At 40.5% G+C, this 16,380-nt stretch carries 16 protein-coding genes; 4 read left to right on the top strand and 12 right to left on the bottom strand.

Annotated features, from left to right (window positions below; translation table 11 throughout):
- Window positions 1-2: 2 nt before the first annotated feature.
- The 4 genes from C7B62_RS08350 to sds all read right to left on the bottom strand — a co-directional run bounded on the left by C7B62_RS08350 (window position 3) and on the right by sds (window position 2,714).
- Window positions 3-416: a hypothetical protein gene (locus tag C7B62_RS08350; protein ID WP_106234671.1), complete on the bottom strand. Its 414-nt coding sequence runs from the start codon at window positions 414-416 to the stop codon at window positions 3-5.
- Window positions 417-458: 42 nt separating this feature from the next.
- Complete coding sequence (locus C7B62_RS08345; protein WP_106234668.1) at window positions 459-1,085, bottom strand: sigma-70 family RNA polymerase sigma factor; 627 nt, start codon at window positions 1,083-1,085, stop codon at window positions 459-461.
- Window positions 1,086-1,212: 127 nt separating this feature from the next.
- The gene (locus C7B62_RS08340; RefSeq protein ID WP_106234665.1) at window positions 1,213-1,680 is read right to left on the bottom strand and encodes a hypothetical protein; all 468 of its coding nucleotides are present in this window, start codon (window positions 1,678-1,680) and stop codon (window positions 1,213-1,215) included.
- A 59-nt stretch (window positions 1,681-1,739) separates the two neighbouring features.
- Window positions 1,740-2,714, bottom strand: a complete 975-nt coding sequence (gene sds, locus C7B62_RS08335) for a solanesyl diphosphate synthase (protein WP_106234663.1) — start codon at window positions 2,712-2,714, stop codon at window positions 1,740-1,742.
- 568 nt (window positions 2,715-3,282) lie between these two features.
- Between sds and C7B62_RS25635 the strand changes: the two genes are divergently transcribed.
- Window positions 3,283-3,441 carry a hypothetical protein gene (locus tag C7B62_RS25635; RefSeq protein WP_158260646.1) on the top strand — a complete coding sequence of 53 codons (159 nt, stop codon included), beginning with the start codon at window positions 3,283-3,285 and terminating at the stop codon, window positions 3,439-3,441.
- 181 nt (window positions 3,442-3,622) lie between these two features.
- Here C7B62_RS25635 and murI read toward each other — a convergent pair whose 3' ends face one another.
- The 5 genes from murI to C7B62_RS08305 all read right to left on the bottom strand — a co-directional run bounded on the left by murI (window position 3,623) and on the right by C7B62_RS08305 (window position 9,038).
- Window positions 3,623-4,456 (bottom strand): glutamate racemase, encoded by an 834-nt coding sequence (gene murI / locus C7B62_RS08325; RefSeq protein WP_106234658.1) that lies wholly within the window; start codon window positions 4,454-4,456, stop codon window positions 3,623-3,625.
- Window positions 4,457-4,513: 57 nt separating this feature from the next.
- Complete coding sequence (locus tag C7B62_RS08320) at window positions 4,514-6,373, bottom strand: N-acetylmuramoyl-L-alanine amidase (RefSeq protein ID WP_106234655.1); 1,860 nt, start codon at window positions 6,371-6,373, stop codon at window positions 4,514-4,516.
- A gap of 2 nt (window positions 6,374-6,375) precedes the next feature.
- Window positions 6,376-6,573, bottom strand: a complete 198-nt coding sequence (locus C7B62_RS08315; protein WP_158260645.1) for a hypothetical protein — start codon at window positions 6,571-6,573, stop codon at window positions 6,376-6,378.
- A 168-nt stretch (window positions 6,574-6,741) separates the two neighbouring features.
- Window positions 6,742-8,133, bottom strand: coding sequence for a cation:proton antiporter (locus C7B62_RS08310; protein WP_106234649.1), 1,392 nt, complete (start codon window positions 8,131-8,133; stop codon window positions 6,742-6,744).
- A 221-nt stretch (window positions 8,134-8,354) separates the two neighbouring features.
- Window positions 8,355-9,038: an SAM-dependent methyltransferase gene (locus tag C7B62_RS08305; protein WP_233219868.1), complete on the bottom strand. Its 684-nt coding sequence runs from the start codon at window positions 9,036-9,038 to the stop codon at window positions 8,355-8,357.
- Window positions 9,039-9,113: 75 nt separating this feature from the next.
- Here C7B62_RS08305 and C7B62_RS08300 point away from each other — a divergent pair, with 75 nt between their 5' ends.
- The 3 genes from C7B62_RS08300 to pcrA all read left to right on the top strand — a co-directional run bounded on the left by C7B62_RS08300 (window position 9,114) and on the right by pcrA (window position 12,586).
- Window positions 9,114-9,689: a Uma2 family endonuclease gene (locus C7B62_RS08300; protein ID WP_106234757.1), complete on the top strand. Its 576-nt coding sequence runs from the start codon at window positions 9,114-9,116 to the stop codon at window positions 9,687-9,689.
- Between the two features lie 56 nt (window positions 9,690-9,745).
- The gene (locus tag C7B62_RS08295) at window positions 9,746-10,144 is read left to right on the top strand and encodes a GNAT family N-acetyltransferase (RefSeq protein ID WP_106234644.1); all 399 of its coding nucleotides are present in this window, start codon (window positions 9,746-9,748) and stop codon (window positions 10,142-10,144) included.
- Window positions 10,145-10,243: 99 nt separating this feature from the next.
- Entirely contained in the window at window positions 10,244-12,586 is a 2,343-nt protein-coding gene (gene pcrA, locus C7B62_RS08290; RefSeq protein WP_106234642.1) for a DNA helicase PcrA, read from the top strand.
- A gap of 19 nt (window positions 12,587-12,605) precedes the next feature.
- Here the strand turns inward: pcrA and C7B62_RS08285 are convergent, their stop codons facing one another.
- The 3 genes from C7B62_RS08285 to C7B62_RS08275 form a co-directional block, all read right to left on the bottom strand.
- Window positions 12,606-13,724, bottom strand: a complete 1,119-nt coding sequence (locus tag C7B62_RS08285; protein ID WP_106234640.1) for a glycosyltransferase family 1 protein — start codon at window positions 13,722-13,724, stop codon at window positions 12,606-12,608.
- Between the two features lie 5 nt (window positions 13,725-13,729).
- Window positions 13,730-15,664, bottom strand: a complete 1,935-nt coding sequence (locus C7B62_RS08280) for a right-handed parallel beta-helix repeat-containing protein (protein WP_106234637.1) — start codon at window positions 15,662-15,664, stop codon at window positions 13,730-13,732.
- A 75-nt stretch (window positions 15,665-15,739) separates the two neighbouring features.
- Window positions 15,740-16,380 (bottom strand): glycosyltransferase family 4 protein (locus C7B62_RS08275; RefSeq protein ID WP_158260644.1); only part of this gene is annotated, 641 nt, incomplete at its 5' end.

The raw sequence follows: 16,380 nt of genomic DNA, 5'->3' as shown, positions 1-16,380 counted from the left end.
GTTTAATGTGCCAAAACAGATAAAGCTGGCTGTGATTTAGATGCAGTGGGCAGTAACCAGTAAGCTTCTGTTTTTTCGTTGGCTGTATATTTGTCACTATCGACAGTCCCATACCAATTGCTAACTAAAAAGTTTTCTAGATCTTTCGGCTCAAGGGCAGTTCGAGGAGTTTTCACACCGAGGCTAACGGAAGTAACTAAAAATCCCGTAGCGATTAGCTTTACTGGTACGCGTAACGTAATGGTCACTGGAATAGTCCAGATTACCTTGAAACTAAGTCTTCTATGTTGAGGATGTGGTTCGAGAGAATCAATTAGATCCTGTTCGAGATCGGCGCGAGGATTAGAGGGAACGGGCTGATTATGTCGCAGAAAGCTAACGAGGTTATTTTGCTGATCTTTGTGTAAGTTAGTCATGATGCTGCTAATTAAACTAATACTAAGTAAATCTTAAAAATCTTAAAAAGATATTCCCTGTTGTTCGAGAAATTTCTTTAAAGAATTGCGGGCATGAAATAACCGAGATTTAACTGTTCCTACAGGCACATTTAAAATTTCGGCAACTTGCTTTTGCGGTAAATCCTTTAAGTCGTGCAAGACTAATACTGCTCGATGCTCAAAACTAAGATGATCCAAACCTCTTTGGACTACGTCCTGATAGTGTAACTGCATCAAATCTATTGCTGGTTCGGTATTAGTTAGCTTTGTATTGTCTAATTCTTTCTCCCAAACTTTTTCATTGAAGCTAGTTTTTTCCTGACCTTTGGCTAATTTACGCCGTTGGTCTGTCGCTACATTCCAGCTAATGCGATAAAGCCAAGTAGAAAAATATTTGGCAGTTTTTAGTTTTGGCAGTCCTTTCCAGACCTTAAAAAACACCTCTTGTACCAAATCATCTAGTGAAGCTGAACCGCAAAGTTGATATAAAGTTGAGCGTACTCGCTGTTGATAGCGTTGATATAGCAAACGAAAACATTCGCGATCGCCTTGCTGACAAAGGAAGATTAATTCTTGTTCCGTTGCCAACCCTGTTTCTGATTCTGCATCTATCGCACTAGCCTGTTCGCAAGCTAACATTTTGCTCATATTATCTAGAATATAGACGTTCTTTATATTTAGACTAAACATTGTTAGTATTGGTTCAATTACTATTGCTGAAACTTTTGAATTTGGTGATCGCCATGGTTAGTTTTGTTATGCTCAAAAAGCTTGCCTAATTTTTTAAACAGTACGTATTAATTTCTCGAATCAACTTTTGCTGTATTATTCCTGCTTTAATAGCATTCTGGCGAGAAAATTTTAAGGCAGATAAATTTTTATTTTCTCTAGCTCTTACTGCATCATAAGTAGCCTGAGAGTAGATACGATAGATAGTGACAAGCTGGTTTTGATATTTAATTAATTCGCTTTGATTAAATTCCAGTAGCGCCAGACGATCCGCTGCTTGGTTAAATTCATTGGCAGCTTCAAGCCAGCTCTTCATTTCACCTAACTGCTGATTGACATTGCCAACATCTCGATTATTGTCTTTGACTTCTTGAGCAACTTGAAAAATCTCTTGGCATTGAACAAACTTGTTGTCTTCACAACCCACAGTAACCAAGCTTAGTAAAATTACCAAAATTGACCAAGAGTTGCTTTTTAAAGGAGCTTTGACTTTACTCTGTCTACAGACCAACATCTTACAATTACTACTTTTGACTAGATGCGCTTATTTGTCTTAATAATTTAAGACTTGACTTAATATAAACGACTCACGGCATAATCGGTCAACTCGTGAAGAGCATCTTTAGAACTGGAAGGAGCAAGACAGCTAAGACTCTGTGAGGCTTTATAAGCTAGATCCTTGGCTAATTGACGAGCTTGTTCAATACCATTGCTTTTTCTGATTAATTCTAAAGCTTTATTGAGGTCTTCTGCTTCCGCAAATTTCCGCTCAATTAAAATCTCTAAGTAAGGTTCTTGTTGAAGAGCATAAAATACAGGAGAAGTTAATTTACCGCTAGCTAAATCTAATCCTGCTGGCTTGCCTAACACTTCAGTTGAACCAGTAAAATCGAGGATATCATCAACAATTTGAAAAGCCAAACCTAAATTGCGACCATAGCTATAAAGGTTTTCTTCAATGTCAGAACCAGCATCACTCAATACAGCAGCAGCTTTGGCACTGTTCGCCATTAACGACGCAGTTTTATAATAGGTTTTGTCTAGGTAGCAGTCGATGGAAGCATCTATATCAAAGCGATTAATGCTTTGCATAATTTCTCCTTCGGCAAAATCTCTAATTACCTCAGATAAAAGTTTGACTACCTGTAAATTATCTAAATTAGCTAACAGCCAAGATGATTGAGCAAATAGAAAATCCCCTGCCAATACAGCAATGCGATCGCCAAACAAACTATTAACCGTTTCCACATTGCGACGCAAATCTGCTTCGTCTACCACATCATCATGTACTAAACTTGCAGTATGAATCATCTCTGTGATTTCTGCTAAACGACGATGACGTTCTGTCAGATCATGGTCAGACATTGTCGCCCGCGAAGCCAACAAAACGATCGCTGGTCTAATCCTTTTCCCCCCAGCCTCAAACAAGTGTTCGGCAGCCGCCCCTAAAATTGGATGACGCGCCCCAATCAGTTTTTTGAGATTATCTGTCAAAATATTCAGATCATTTTCAACGGGTGTCAATAACGAGGTAGTAGAAGATGTCATTGTTAAGCCAGGTATGGCAAATACTTATTTAAGAAACTTTACATATATTGTACTTATTTTAAGGGAAGCTCACCTAATAACCAACTACCAACTTAAAAACGATCAAAAATTCAAGTCTTAAATCTAGACTCAGCAAGTATTTAATCTAAAATATTTGTGTTATTCTCAATAATGAGAGTATTAGCAAAATGAAAGTTTTGTCCTGAAAAGTGCGATCGCGCTAATAACGTATTGGCAGATTTAGTGGACACAACTATTCCAAAACTAATCACCTACTGGAAAGTTTGGCATTATCTTGCCGAACTAAAAATCGATCAATAATTTAGAGTAGCTCTAGTCTAAGTACAGACAATCTTTTGGATGTTTTAGCTCAGACTAAGGTATCTCGAAGTAAAGATCGTCATGGGTCTATTCATTTCTCCCTGAGATTTGACTGTTTACTGCCTAAGTTAATTAGGCGATCGTGAGATAAGCAGTTCAATCACAGGTACAAAGAAATTGTTTGTCTGACATTTCACCCAAATTACCTAATAAAAAAAAAGCTGATTTAAATAAGCCCACACTAACGATGAACTTGAGCAATTTACCTGTTTTCATCTTATTTTTTGCTATTGTCTATCTCTCAATTGTTTATGGCTTACTGAAAGTAGCGGAAGCTCAGAACCACAACGCCACCACAATTTCTCGCAGCGGAGTAAATTCTAAACAGCGGATCAAAACCCATTAAACTGAAGATCTGAAGATTGAGTCGCGACGAGAGTCCTAAAGGATATATCGAAGTGTACCATTTGCGAAGCTACATGCGGCTTAAGCCTTTGTCCTTGAGGACAAGGGCATAACATATCCCTTTAGGGACACCTTCGGATATAGAATAAGCTGAATTCGTTTCAGCATTTCCTCTCGTCAAACTACTCTAGAGGATTTAATACCATTACTTCTGAAACGAGTTGTTGAACCTCAATCTTCTGTACGCGTGGATAGTAGCCTAACCATTGCTGAGATAGATCCGCAAACTGCTGAGGAGATCCAGTAACACAAAAACGAGTTGGCAAGGAAAAATGATTGTTCCGTAATCCTAACAACGATAGTTCTTTATCCGCTGCTACTACGATATGTTCGGCTGGGTCAACTACTTTCACGGAAGCTGGTAATAAAGTGCGAATAATCGGCTCTAAATGGCGATAATGGGTGCAGCCATAAACCAAAGTATCGATATCTTGTTCTAGCAAAGGAGCCAAATATTCCTGAGCGACTAGTCTAGTTTGCTCTGTATAGAGTTTATTTTGTTCAATTAAACTGACAAACATAGGACAGGCAACTTCCCACACATGAGCTTGAGGCTTAATTTCATGAATTGCCTGACGATAAGCATGACTTTTAGCGGTAGCAGCAGTAGCCATTACTCCAATTCTTTCTCCTTGCATCACAGCAGCTTTTGCTCCTGAGAGAATTACGCCGAGGATGGGAATATCATATTCCTTTCTGACAACTTCTAAAGCCAAAGCCGAGCTGGTATTGCAGGCCATAATAATCATTTTAAGATCTTGACGGCACATCCAATCGAGAATTTCGCGCGCAAAAAGTAAAATTTCTTCCGGAGATCTCGTTCCGTAGGGTAAACGAGCCGAATCAGCGACATAAAGAAGAGATTCAGTAGGCATTTGACGATACATTTCTCTTAATACCGTCAATCCTCCGACTCCGCTATCAAATAACCCGATCCGCTGATGTGAATTTTTCATATTAAATGGTTAGTTTGGTCTTAGGCAAGATTAACTACTAGAGTAAAAATACTTAACTTAAAGATTATTTTGTTTAATATACTCTACAATCCCTCTGGCGATCGCTTCCGCCATCTGACGACGATGATCGGGATCTTTAAGACGAGAAGCATCAACTTCTCCCGTGACAAATCCTACCTCTACTAACACAGCCGGCATAGCAGAATGTCTTAGGACATAAAATCTAGCTCTTCTAATGCTGCGATCATCAATATCAACTCCATTTAGAACACTCCAATGAATGAGTTCTGCTAGACGACGACCACTATCATAATAGTAAGTCTCTAATCCACTAACATCAGGGCGACTGAGGCTGATCGCGTTGGCGTGAATACTAACAAACAGATCAGCATCAACACGATTGGCGAGGTCGGTTCGACCCTCAAGGCTAATAAAAATATCCTTGTCCCTAGTCATCACGACATCAATGTCCTGTTTTCTTAAAATTTCTTCCACATCTAAGGCAATGGGCAGAATTACATCTTTCTCACGAAGACCATTGATACCGATCGCACCAGAATCATAACCACCATGACCAGCATCAATAATGACTCTAGGGCGATCTGTCGTCAGCAGGGGCGTTTCCCCAATAGTGCTTTCCTTGGGAACTTTGGCAAATCCTGGAGGCAATAAAGGCGCATCACTCTCAGGTAGAGGATCGACCCCCACCTCAATCGGCAAAGCAACCTCATTATCGTTAGTATTAAGCTGACCTAAACGATATCTCAAGCGAGTAGTAATTTCCAAGACAACTTGAGTATTCTCTTGGCGCACCTTTAATTCTGAGATTGGACTCCCTGCCCGTAGCTCTGGTCCTTGAAAATCTTCTGCTAGTTCGGTATTGTCAAGGATAACTTGATAAATACCGTTGCTTTTACGAGATACTACTGCCGATAGCTCGCGATCGCCATTGATCATGAGTTGAGTATCATCCACCAACTCGATTTCTTCAATCAAGTTAAGCTCTTTTGCTTCAGGTGCTTGAGATTCGGCTGTTACCAAGGGAGCATCAGCAACACCAGCGGTAGAATTAGGAAGTTCACCCTTCGGCACTAACAATAAGCCTTTAATACGGCTAAAAGTGGCTATCCAATCAGGGCTTTCGTCCGTCAACTCCATACTCATAACTGCCTGGTCATCTTGCTGTTCAAAATCAATTGTGGCGACACCATATTGATTAACAGCTACCGACTGATCGGCTAAATCGACCGGCAGAGTAATACCTTCGAGGGAAAAATCAAGGCGATCGCCATCTCGTTCTGAATCGATCTTTATTTTGCGATTACCATCAATGTCAATAAAAAAGCCATTACTGGTGGCTTTAACATAAGGAGAACTAGAAGGAGTGTCAGAAGAAGTATCAGCACTTACAGGCTCAACAGGATCGACGGGATTGACCGCAGCAGTTTCTAATCCTGGTAATTGTGTAGGAAGATCTACTTCTGGTAATTCTAATATTTCAGGATCTTGATTGGTAGCAGCGACGCGAGATACCTCTGGCTCTGGTATTTCCACTTGCCAATGAGTCGGCGAAATATCATCAAACTCAATTTGGTCGGCATCGAGAGTATAGCCAGGAGCTAATTCCACTACAATCCGCGAAGTATCAGATTCTGGTTGTCCAATGCGAAATCCCTTAACTGGACCTTGATAACTTTCCTTGACCGTTTCTTGACCCAAGACTGTTCCTGGCAAATCAATCACCAGTCGGGTAGGGTTGCTCAGTAATTCAGCTTTGGGCTGTACCCCTTCGTCGGTTTCAAAAACTAAATTATTGTCCTGTGGTTCAAACTCCCACGAAACAATTTTTCCTGCCTTAGCGGGGGAACATAACAGAAAAACACCTATAAAACCAGATAGTAGCCAGTGAAATCTCACAATTATTGCTCCTCACACAGATTAGGTAACTGATTTTTAGATACGGTTAGCCAGTGTTCTTGACGATTTCCCCCAAAGAAGGAGCTTGATCCCATTTGACGGTGGTAAAGCTTTACATCCCAGCAAAGCTGCTCGTCAAATGAGGCACAATTAAAATCTATGATTACGCCAAACTGCCTCAGACAAATTATTGATGCCAACCTTACAGTATCCTCAGTCAATTCCATTAGAACTTTATAGTACCCATTCTTGAAGTTTGATTGATCAAGACGTGAGAAGAAGCAATTTGGTTTCATTGATTACTTGAGACTAATTACACAGGAAGTCATAGATGTTTATACGATGATGAACTTCGACTAATTATGTGGTCATTCCTGAACTTTGTCCACAGATTCAGCTATGGTGTCTGTCTCTTTAAACACCAGGCGTAATAGCGGAGGGGCAACAAAGGTAGTTGCAATTACCATCACGATAATGGCAGCCTCAGTAGCTTCAGATAAAGCTCCACTAGCAGAGCCGACACCAGCAAACACCAAACCAACTTCTCCTCGGGGAATCATGCCAACACCGATCGCTAATTTGTTAAGATCGGGATTGCCAAATACGGTGAATCCCGTAATGACTTTCCCTAGAATAGCAACCAAAATTAAAAATGTGGCAATAATTAATCCTTCTCGGTTACTCGGTACAGTGGGATTGAGAACACTTAAGTCGGTTTTCGCCCCCACACAGACAAAAAATATGGGTACAAAGAAGTCGGCAACAGGGATAATCTGTTGTTCCAACTCTTTCCGTTTCTCGGTTTCTGCCAGAATCAATCCCGCAGCAAATGCGCCCAAAATTCCCTCCAAATTGATTACCGTAGCAATATAAGACAAGATAAAGGCAAATACTAAGCCAGTTAACAATACTTGACCACGAGTTTTCATTTCGTTAACTAATCCAACGATTAATGGACTAATTAGACGACCTAGTAGGATTGAACCGATTAAAAAAACCGCAGCACTAATAACCAGGTAAATAATATTATTCACCTGAATTTCTCCTGTTTTGACCAGACTTGCCACTACCGCCAAAACAACGATCCCTAAAATATCATCTAGTACCGCAGCGCCAATAATTATTTGCCCCTCCTCTGAACTAAGTTGTCCTAATTCTGCCAGAACTTTAGCCGTAATTCCGATACTGGTCGCTGTTAGTGCTGCTCCTGCAAATACTGCTGGGATAGCTGGAGTATGAAAAATGTAGATTAAACCTAAAGTCCCCATGACAAAAGGCATAACTACCCCTACTGTCGCCACTATAGCAGCCATAGGCCCTACGCGAATTAATTCTTTGAGGTCTGACTCCAAGCCAATTTCAAAGAGGAGAATAATTACCCCCAATTCCGACAGGACGCTGATTATTTCGCTTTGGGTCGCAAAAACAGACGGCACAGCTTCGGTTGGCAATCCTGCGGTACTTTGTAAAATTGACATAATCAAGGATTTTTCGGCAGCGCTACTTTCAGGAAAAACCAACAGGTGGAAAGCCGAAATTCCCACTAGCACTCCGCCAACTAATTCTCCTAACACTGGCGGTAAATTGATGCGGGAACAAACCTCCCCTCCTAATTTACTAGCAAAGTAAATTACAACTAAGCTAAGTAACACTCCAGCCAGGATAAAAGTTCCTTGCTCAGATTCATTAGCACTTTCGTTAGCCGTAGCTATCAAAGAACTATTCCACCATCCCGTCAGTATGTAAAAGTTATCGCTCATATTCTCGGCTAAAAATTTTCTTTAATCTATCAGCTTATCGTTATCTTCCTCCAATCTGATGTTCATCAAGCTAATTAGGGTACTTATCATATCTATTAAATAGTGAATTATTCGAAAGATGTTCAAGGCAAGATTTTATGGAGAGACAAATTAATTTCAGATGTTGGGATACAACTAATCAGTAGAATGAAAAAGAAATTGCCGACTAGCTGGTTATTTCATTATTTGGCTCTAATTACCAGCATTTCATTCGCTCCTGGCTGCAATTCGTAGGGTACTTTAGCGATCACCACTGAATACCCCAAATTACTAAACTTATCAATTACAAAATCCAGGTAAGGCGAAGTTTCCTGCATTAGGGTTAGCAGCGGAAATATCCTAACTTCTTGACTTACTCGTAACATTTCGGCGATCGCATTAACATGAAAATCGCGATCGCATTGTTCAGAATACAAAAACAAAAAGTGAGAACATAACGCCAGATCGTAGCTTTGATCGGCAAAATCCAAATGTGGCAATTCTTGCGCTTGATATCTACCTGCTTCTTTCCCTAGTTGATAATCTTGTAAAAAAGTTTCTAGGGTTTTGATCCGACTCGCCTTCAACTCTTGGGGATTTTTATGATAGCTCCAGACCCAATTATTCGGCGTGGCAATAATCTGATCGATAATATTGTCTACCACCTTATCAAATCTTTGCTTGATCTCTGCACCATCAAATTGATAAATCGGATCGATAGAGGTGATGTCATATCCCTTAGTTGTCCCTTCAGCATTGAAGCTAGCAGGGCCATCCCCCATCCCCAAGATCCGCTGTTGCAGATCTTCAGTAGATAAATCGAACATCTTGATATATTCATCAAGCGATCGCCCGAAGGGAACTACCTTGTCTAATTTCATCACCATAATGTATTACTTCTTAATGCCTGATAAATTTCTATACTAGTGATCAAAGCCATAATGATCAAATTAACAGTTATTATGCTGATCTGGCCGAATTTACCGATTAATCGCGATAAATTTGCTCAAAATGACCAACTATTAACAATTACTGCAGCTAACTGGCTCGACTATCAGCACTTCGATTCAGCAGAATATCCAGGTTATCGGGTTTCTTATTTCAAGGGAGAAATAACTATTGTGTCCCCTGGACGAAATCACGAAAGAATTGCTGCCTATTGTGAGAAATATGGACTTCCAGATTTTCCTTTTGGACAGACGAGATTAAATGCTTGGGGACAAGCGGGGAGAGAACCAGACCTTGCTTATGCTTTTGACAGGGACAAAGATTTGCCAGACTTGGTAGTAGAAGTCATCATTAGTAGTGGCGATCTGGAAACCCTAAAATCTAGCTACAAAAATATCGGCATCGGTGAACTCTGGATCTGGAAAGACAATGCAATGACATTTTATGCTTTAGCAGATGACAACTATGCTGTAGTAGCAACTAGCGAAATATTGACCAGGATAAAATCAGAATTATTGGTGCAATACGTCAATCGAGGCCTGACTGAGAGTCCTTTGGTAATTAAACAAGATTTTTTAAAAGTTATTTAGATTTTCTTGGCTTTGGCGATCGCCCGAAGAAGATTTTCTCAAGAAAGTTGTTTGATATGTTCTCACTACCAATATTATCAACAGAAAGATTAATATTACGCCCATTATCTATTGCTGATGCTGTTTCAATTCCTTATCCTTATCCTGATGGCGAAGCTAAAAGATATGTCTTAAAGCACACATCCGAACAGCAAACTGGTTACTTCGCTTTTGCTATTGAGCGTCAATTAGAATCTGACTTGATTGGAATTGTAGAACTTCACAACCTAGAAACAGAACATTCTGTAGCAGATCACATGGTGAGAAACTCAGCGTCAGGAAAAGTGCTGCAAAAGAATGGATTCAAGTTAGAAGGACTATTAAGACAAAGAGTCAGAAAGTGGGATAAGTATGAAGATGTGAAATTATTCTCTCTTTTGCAATCTGATTGGCAAAATAATACAGTTTTAGATTAACGATCAAAAATAGTTTTTAAATTCAGATAGGGAATAGTTGGTAACATAAACACTAAGTGTAAACTAGCCCTAGTCGTTTTATCCCCATCTTGACCGAGTATGACTACTGATTTTCTCAGCCATCTTAATCCTTCCCAACGCCTCGCTGTAGAGCATTACTGTGGTCCAATGTTGGTGGTTGCAGGTGCAGGATCGGGTAAAACCAGGGCCTTGACTTACCGCATTGCTAATCTAATTCGCAACCAAAAGGCTGATCCAGAGCATATTCTGGCGGTTACTTTCACCAATAAAGCAGCTAGGGAGATGCGAGAACGGATTGAGTATATTTTTGCGACGGAGTTGGCGTTAGAACAGCATGGTCAAAGACTGGAATTTTTGACAGAGTATGAACAGAAAACTCTCAAGTCGAGGGTGTATCAAAGGACGACCAAAAAGCTGTGGATTGGTACTTTTCATAGTCTGTTTGCCAAGTTATTGCGCTTTGATATTAATAAGTATCAGGATGAACGAGGACGCACTTGGAAACGTAATTTTTCGATCTTTGATGAGTCGGATGTTCAAAGTCTATTTAAAAATATTGTTACTAAAGAGCTAAATCTCGATAACAAGAAATTTGACCCGCGCAAGATTCGTTACGCTGTTAGTAACGCCAAAAACCAAGGTTTGACTCCCGATGATTTAGCCAAACAAGATCCTGGTTATCGTGGTCGAGTTATTTCCGAAATTTACAATGAGTATCAATCTCGACTAGCTGCTAATAATGCTCTGGATTTTGATGATTTGATTTGGGTTCCTGTAAAGCTGTTTCAGCAGAATGAATCTATTTTGGGCTATTGGCACACTCAGTTTCAGCATATTTTAGTGGATGAATATCAGGATACAAACCGCATTCAGTATGACTTAATCCGTTTATTGGCGACTAATGGTGAAACAAATAAAAGTGAATGGAATTGGAACAGGCGATTGGGCTCTGCCCACGCTGCGCGATCGCTTTTTGTGGTAGGAGATGCGGATCAATCTATTTATTCTTTCCGTTTAGCCGACTTCACTATCCTGTTAGATTTCCAAAAAGATTTTGGTGATGGTTTAGCCGACGAAGATACCCGCACCATGATCAAGTTAGAAGAAAACTATCGTTCCCGTGAGAATATTCTGCAAGCAGCCAATCATTTAATTGCTCACAACAGCCAACGGATTGATAAGGTTCTCAAACCCACTAGGGGAGTAGGAGAACAGATATATCTATATAAAGCCGATGACGAACAGGAAGAGGCGCGCTTTGTCGTGCAGCAGATGCAGCAGATTAAGGAGAACAACCCTGAAATAGGCTGGGGTGACTTTGCTATTTTATATCGCACTAATGCTCAGTCTCGCCCTTTTGAGGATTTACTGCTACACCATAATATTCCCTACAATATTGTCGGTGGTTTAAAGTTCTACGATCGCAAAGAAGTCAAAGATGCGATCGCCTATTTACGCATTATTGTTAATCCTGAAGATACCGTAAGCCTGTTACGAATTATCAATACTCCCCGTCGTGGCATTGGTAAGACAACCATGGACAGACTCATGGATGCCTCACAACAAATGGGTATTCCTCTTTGGGAAATAGTTAATGATGAAACTTCGGTAAATACCATGGGAGGACGTGCTGCCAAAGCTTTAAATCAGTTTGCTCAGATGATTCAAGAGACTAAAGATCAGCTAGATAATTTGACAGCAGCAGAAGTCTTGAGCCACATCATTGAACAATCGGGTTACGTTAAAGAATTACAGCAGCAGGGAACAGATGAAGCAGATAACCGTATTGCTAACATTTACGAACTATACAACGCGGTGCAGCAGTTCCAGGAAGATAACGAGGAAAACAGCTTAGAAGCATTTCTCGCCAGCGCCTCTCTTTCTTCAGATTTAGATGATTTAAATGAAGAACAGCAAAAAGTCTCAATGATGACGCTTCATGCTGCTAAAGGATTAGAATTTCCAGTGGTTTATCTGGTGGGGATGGAACAGGGTTTATTACCCCACAACAGAACTTTAAACGATCCTCTAGAAATCGAAGAAGAACGTCGTTTATGTTATGTTGGCATCACCCGCGCTCAAGAACAGCTATTTTTAACCTACACCAGAGAACGTCGTTTGTGGGGTAACAGAGAACCTGCGGTATCTTCCCAGTTTTTACAGGAACTTCCAGGGGAGTTAATTGGTAGCAATATCAATGTAACTAGTGCTTACCGTAGTCGTATTCGTGCTGAAAGAACCTCCCAAGCGATTAATATTGACTGGAATGTTGGCGATCGCGTCTTACATCATGAATTTGGTGCAGGAGAAGTTACCCATGTTCTAGGTAGCGGGAAGAAAGCTACTTTAGCGGTGAAGTTTTTGAGTATGAATGTGACTAAGATTATTCCCAAAATTGCCCCGATGGAAAAAGTGGAGTAAAAGTTGGTAACTGGAATCATCACATTAGCAATTGATATAAGTTGAGATATTGTTGGGCAATGGTGTACTTGTCAAAGCGTTTGCCTGCATCTTGAACGGGGAAATTATGCTGATCGAGTGCTTGAATTAGTGCCTGACTCAAATTGTCTAGAGCATTACCAGATAAGGAAAAATAGACGCAGTTAGCAGAAGCAATTTCTCGAAAGATAGGAATATCAGAACAAACTATGCGATCGCTAAAATGCAAAGCTTCTGCTAGTGGTAAGCAGAAACCTTCTGTAGAAGACGGAATTGCAAAAAGTTGGCAGTTTTGATAGAGCCAACTTAATTCACTATCATTAATAGCGGATAAAAACTTAACGCTGGTAGATAAATTCAAGTTAGCAATTAAATTTTTCAGCTTTTCCGTTTCTGGTCCTTTAGTACCAACGATGATCAATTGATAATCTAGTTCAATTTGCCCATTTAATCTTAGTTGAGCATAAGCTTCAATTAGTAGATCTAAGTTTTTATTTTGCCGATGTTGAGCAACAGATAACAAAAATTTGCTGTTTTCCTTGATTGCTTTAGGGTTTGTTGTTTCAAGATTTTCAAAGTCAACATAATTGTAGATTACTTTAACGAGCTGATCGGGTCTAAGGTTCGGAAAATATTCCCTTAGCTTGTCAGCAGTAACCTGTGAGACACAGGGTAAACCCTGACTATTGCTAATCGCCTGGTTCAGAAATAGCTGATTAAACCAAACCTGGGGAAAGCCAAAGTTTTTTGGACATTCGTAAGGATAGAGATCGTGAATTGTCGTAACTACTGGCGCTTTGAATTGTGTTCGCAGAAATGGAAATGGAAACGATAGATGAACTAGATCACAATTGAGCTGATTAGCTAACTTTGGTAAACCGCTAAGAAACCAAATATTTCTGACCAGCGAACTGTTTTTAATATTAACGACAACCAATTTAATTTTGTCCGAATCTAAACTAAAAGCAGTCTCAAAATAATGTTGCTGCCAAGAACCGATTATCAGGCTAACTTTAGTGACTTCAGACTGCTCTGCCAGAGCGCGAGCCAAATTAGCTGCGTGTCGGCAGACCCCTGTAGGTTTTACTGGTCGATGCAGTGCTGCAATAAAAACATGCATATTAATTAATAGTTATTCTCGGTATATTTCAAGCTCGATCCAGCCTTCCAGGCAGGGCTATTATATTCATAGGCACCAAGATCTGGAGATTTACCCTTAAAATCAACCGTAATTTCAGGGATTTCAATGCCAACATCGATCGCAGGAGAATCTTTTTGCAATGTGAAATCAGGAGTAGTAGCAGACTTAGTTTCTGCTTGAGGTAAGCGTGTAAATTTAGCGTCGGTATCAATAAATAGATTATGAGAGGCACTTTTAGCACCAATACTTGCAGCGGTGGCAAAAATATTGTTGCGGGCTTCGATATTCTCTCCATCTAATAAGACCTTGCCCAAAAAAGTATTATTAAACACTCGGTCATCTCCTCTGGGACTGCCAGCGACAATACCGAGGTTATGATCGCTACCATTTAAGTTCCAAACAACGTTGTGGTGAACGGTGCTGTTAAAAGTTTCCAAATCTAAATAAATACCGCGAGTACCCCAAAATGGACTAAAAGATTGAGCATCATGAATCCAATTATGATGGATCGACCCTCCTGCCAAATTGACATGACAGCAGGCATAGATTGCCCCTAAATCCGTACTCAACATACCAAACTCAGAAATATCATTATAAGAAATTTCTAGGTTGCGACCATCGGTACCAGCGGTGTGCCAATCAAAGTTAATTCCATCTCGACCTGTGCGCTTAATCGTATTGTGGCTAATCTGATGACCATTACCATTAACTCTTACAGGAGCTGCGTAAGTCACCTGATAGTTAGTATTAACAATAATGTTATTAGTTACCTGATGATTGTTTCCTTCTAACAAGACTCCGTTACCAGAACTCCAGTCAATGACAGAGTTCTTTAAAACATTATCATTACCCCGTAGTTGAATTCCTGTATCGTGAGCATGAGCTGCTAAAAACATTGCATCATCTGCTTCATAGGGTTTTTCTGACTCAGGAACAGGGGGTAAAGTCATATGATGAGAAACATATTTAGCACGAACTCCGTCGATGATTACCCCACTACTGCGATCGCTAGTAGTAATCGTATTGGCAAACAAATTAAGATTGCGAACAGTAATATAAGAGCGATCGCTCAAATCAAAGGCTAGGTTACGCTGCTTAACTTCTACATTTTTTGGGGCTTGATTATCAGGAGACCAGAGATAAACTTCCTGTTTGTCCCCGTTGTAAAACCATTCACCGCGATCATCTAATAACTCCTGCTTCCCAAAAAGATAGAACCAATATGCACCACGATCCCAGGCAGCGGTCATTGTTGCCAAAAGTTGCTTTGCCGTTCCTCCCGTGATCTCTCCAGTACGGGTGGTGTACCATTCATTTGCCCAAACTCTTCCGCCTTTCCAACCTTCCGTCAGTTCGGGAACTGCTTCATTCTCGATTGTTGCTGCTGTTCCCCCCAGACTTTTTATGCCACCACCCAGGAGATTGGGACGTAAAAAATCCTGTTCAGGATTGAGATTGGGGAAACGAGCTTCAGGCATCATTTTGCCCCCGACAAATATTTGATTGGCAAAAAATCCCGTATCGCTGTAGCCATCAACGGGCAATTCGATCCTAGCTCGATAGATAGCATCACGATCTTTAGACCAGTCAGTAACCAGTTCTGTACCCGAAATTGTTACCTGTTCTTCTTTGTAGGCAGCAAAAGTAATCGGCTCACTCTCAGTCCCAGAAGTCTGAGGTCGAACTTTTTCCCGATAAGTTCCCTTTCTAATCCAGCAGGTAGATCCTGGCTCAACTACATCCGCACATTTTTGAATTGTTTTAAAAGGTTGCTTAATAGTACCTGGATTATCATCTGAACCTTGGGATGAAACAAAATATCCTTCTAGTTCATATCCCCCTGCTTCACATCCAGACATTCCTAAACTAACAATAGCACCTACGAAAATAATTACAGCTTTTAGTTTTTCGATTGACATAACGCAAAATTAGTAGTGAAGTAAATAGCTAGAGCTTATTTCTGTCTCTAGAGTTAGTAATAAGTAAATAAATAATTAGCTCTGATGAAACTCATCAACGCATTCTTGATAAACTTCCGACAACCATTTACCTTTAGCCGACCAGGTATGAAGTTCTTGAATGCGTTGTTGTCCTATTTTGCCCATCTGCACACATAAATCTGGGTTCTCAGCTAGTTTCACCATGGCTTTTGCCAAATCCCTAACTGCCTGTTCAGGACTATGAGCAGGAACTTTGATGCCAATATCAGGGGTTACAGTTTCTCCAGGACCTCCTAAATCCAAACAAAGAATTGGTCTTCCTGATGCCATAGCTTCTAAAGTCACCCAGCCACCTGAATCGTGTAGGCTCGGATGTACCAGCGCAGAACACTGTCCCAGCTTGACCAAGACTTCTTGGCGATCTAACAAACCAAAAAATGTTACTCGCTCGGTAATATTTAATTCTTGTGCCAAACGCTCAAGCTTTTCTTGTTCAGGACCTTCACCCACAATCCAATACTCGGCATTAGTTATATTAGCTTCAGCAAAAGCTCGTAGCCCTAAATAAATTCCCTTCCAGTGCAGCAGACGGGCGACGTTAATAAACCTGACAGGATTTCCCGTAGGAGGAGGACATTGACGCAGCTGGTCAATTTCTGCCCAATCAATCCCAGTCGCTGAAGCCTGCTTAATCT

The organism is Pleurocapsa sp. CCALA 161 (assembly GCF_003003995.1).
Taxonomy (GTDB): Bacteria; Cyanobacteriota; Cyanobacteriia; order Cyanobacteriales; family Xenococcaceae; genus Waterburya.
Note: the sequence above shows the minus strand (reverse complement) of the source record. Positions and strands in the feature narration are given on the sequence as shown.

Coding starts and splice junctions, on each gene's coding strand:
- C7B62_RS08340 (WP_106234665.1), bottom strand. CDS start 1,680: ATGTTGGTCTGTAGACAGAGTAAAGTCAAAGCTCCTTTAAAAAGCAAC.
- C7B62_RS08345 (WP_106234668.1), bottom strand. CDS start 1,085: ATGAGCAAAATGTTAGCTTGCGAACAGGCTAGTGCGATAGATGCAGAA.
- C7B62_RS25635 (WP_158260646.1), top strand. CDS start 3,283: ATGAACTTGAGCAATTTACCTGTTTTCATCTTATTTTTTGCTATTGTC.
- murI (WP_106234658.1), bottom strand. CDS start 4,456: ATGAAAAATTCACATCAGCGGATCGGGTTATTTGATAGCGGAGTCGGA.
- C7B62_RS08295 (WP_106234644.1), top strand. CDS start 9,746: ATGTTCTCACTACCAATATTATCAACAGAAAGATTAATATTACGCCCA.
- sds (WP_106234663.1), bottom strand. CDS start 2,714: ATGACATCTTCTACTACCTCGTTATTGACACCCGTTGAAAATGATCTG.
- C7B62_RS08305 (WP_233219868.1), bottom strand. CDS start 9,038: ATGGTGATGAAATTAGACAAGGTAGTTCCCTTCGGGCGATCGCTTGAT.
- pcrA (WP_106234642.1), top strand. CDS start 10,244: ATGACTACTGATTTTCTCAGCCATCTTAATCCTTCCCAACGCCTCGCT.
- C7B62_RS08310 (WP_106234649.1), bottom strand. CDS start 8,133: ATGAGCGATAACTTTTACATACTGACGGGATGGTGGAATAGTTCTTTG.
- C7B62_RS08300 (WP_106234757.1), top strand. CDS start 9,114: ATGCTGATCTGGCCGAATTTACCGATTAATCGCGATAAATTTGCTCAA.
- C7B62_RS08280 (WP_106234637.1), bottom strand. CDS start 15,664: ATGTCAATCGAAAAACTAAAAGCTGTAATTATTTTCGTAGGTGCTATT.
- C7B62_RS08350 (WP_106234671.1), bottom strand. CDS start 416: ATGACTAACTTACACAAAGATCAGCAAAATAACCTCGTTAGCTTTCTG.
- C7B62_RS08285 (WP_106234640.1), bottom strand. CDS start 13,724: ATGCATGTTTTTATTGCAGCACTGCATCGACCAGTAAAACCTACAGGG.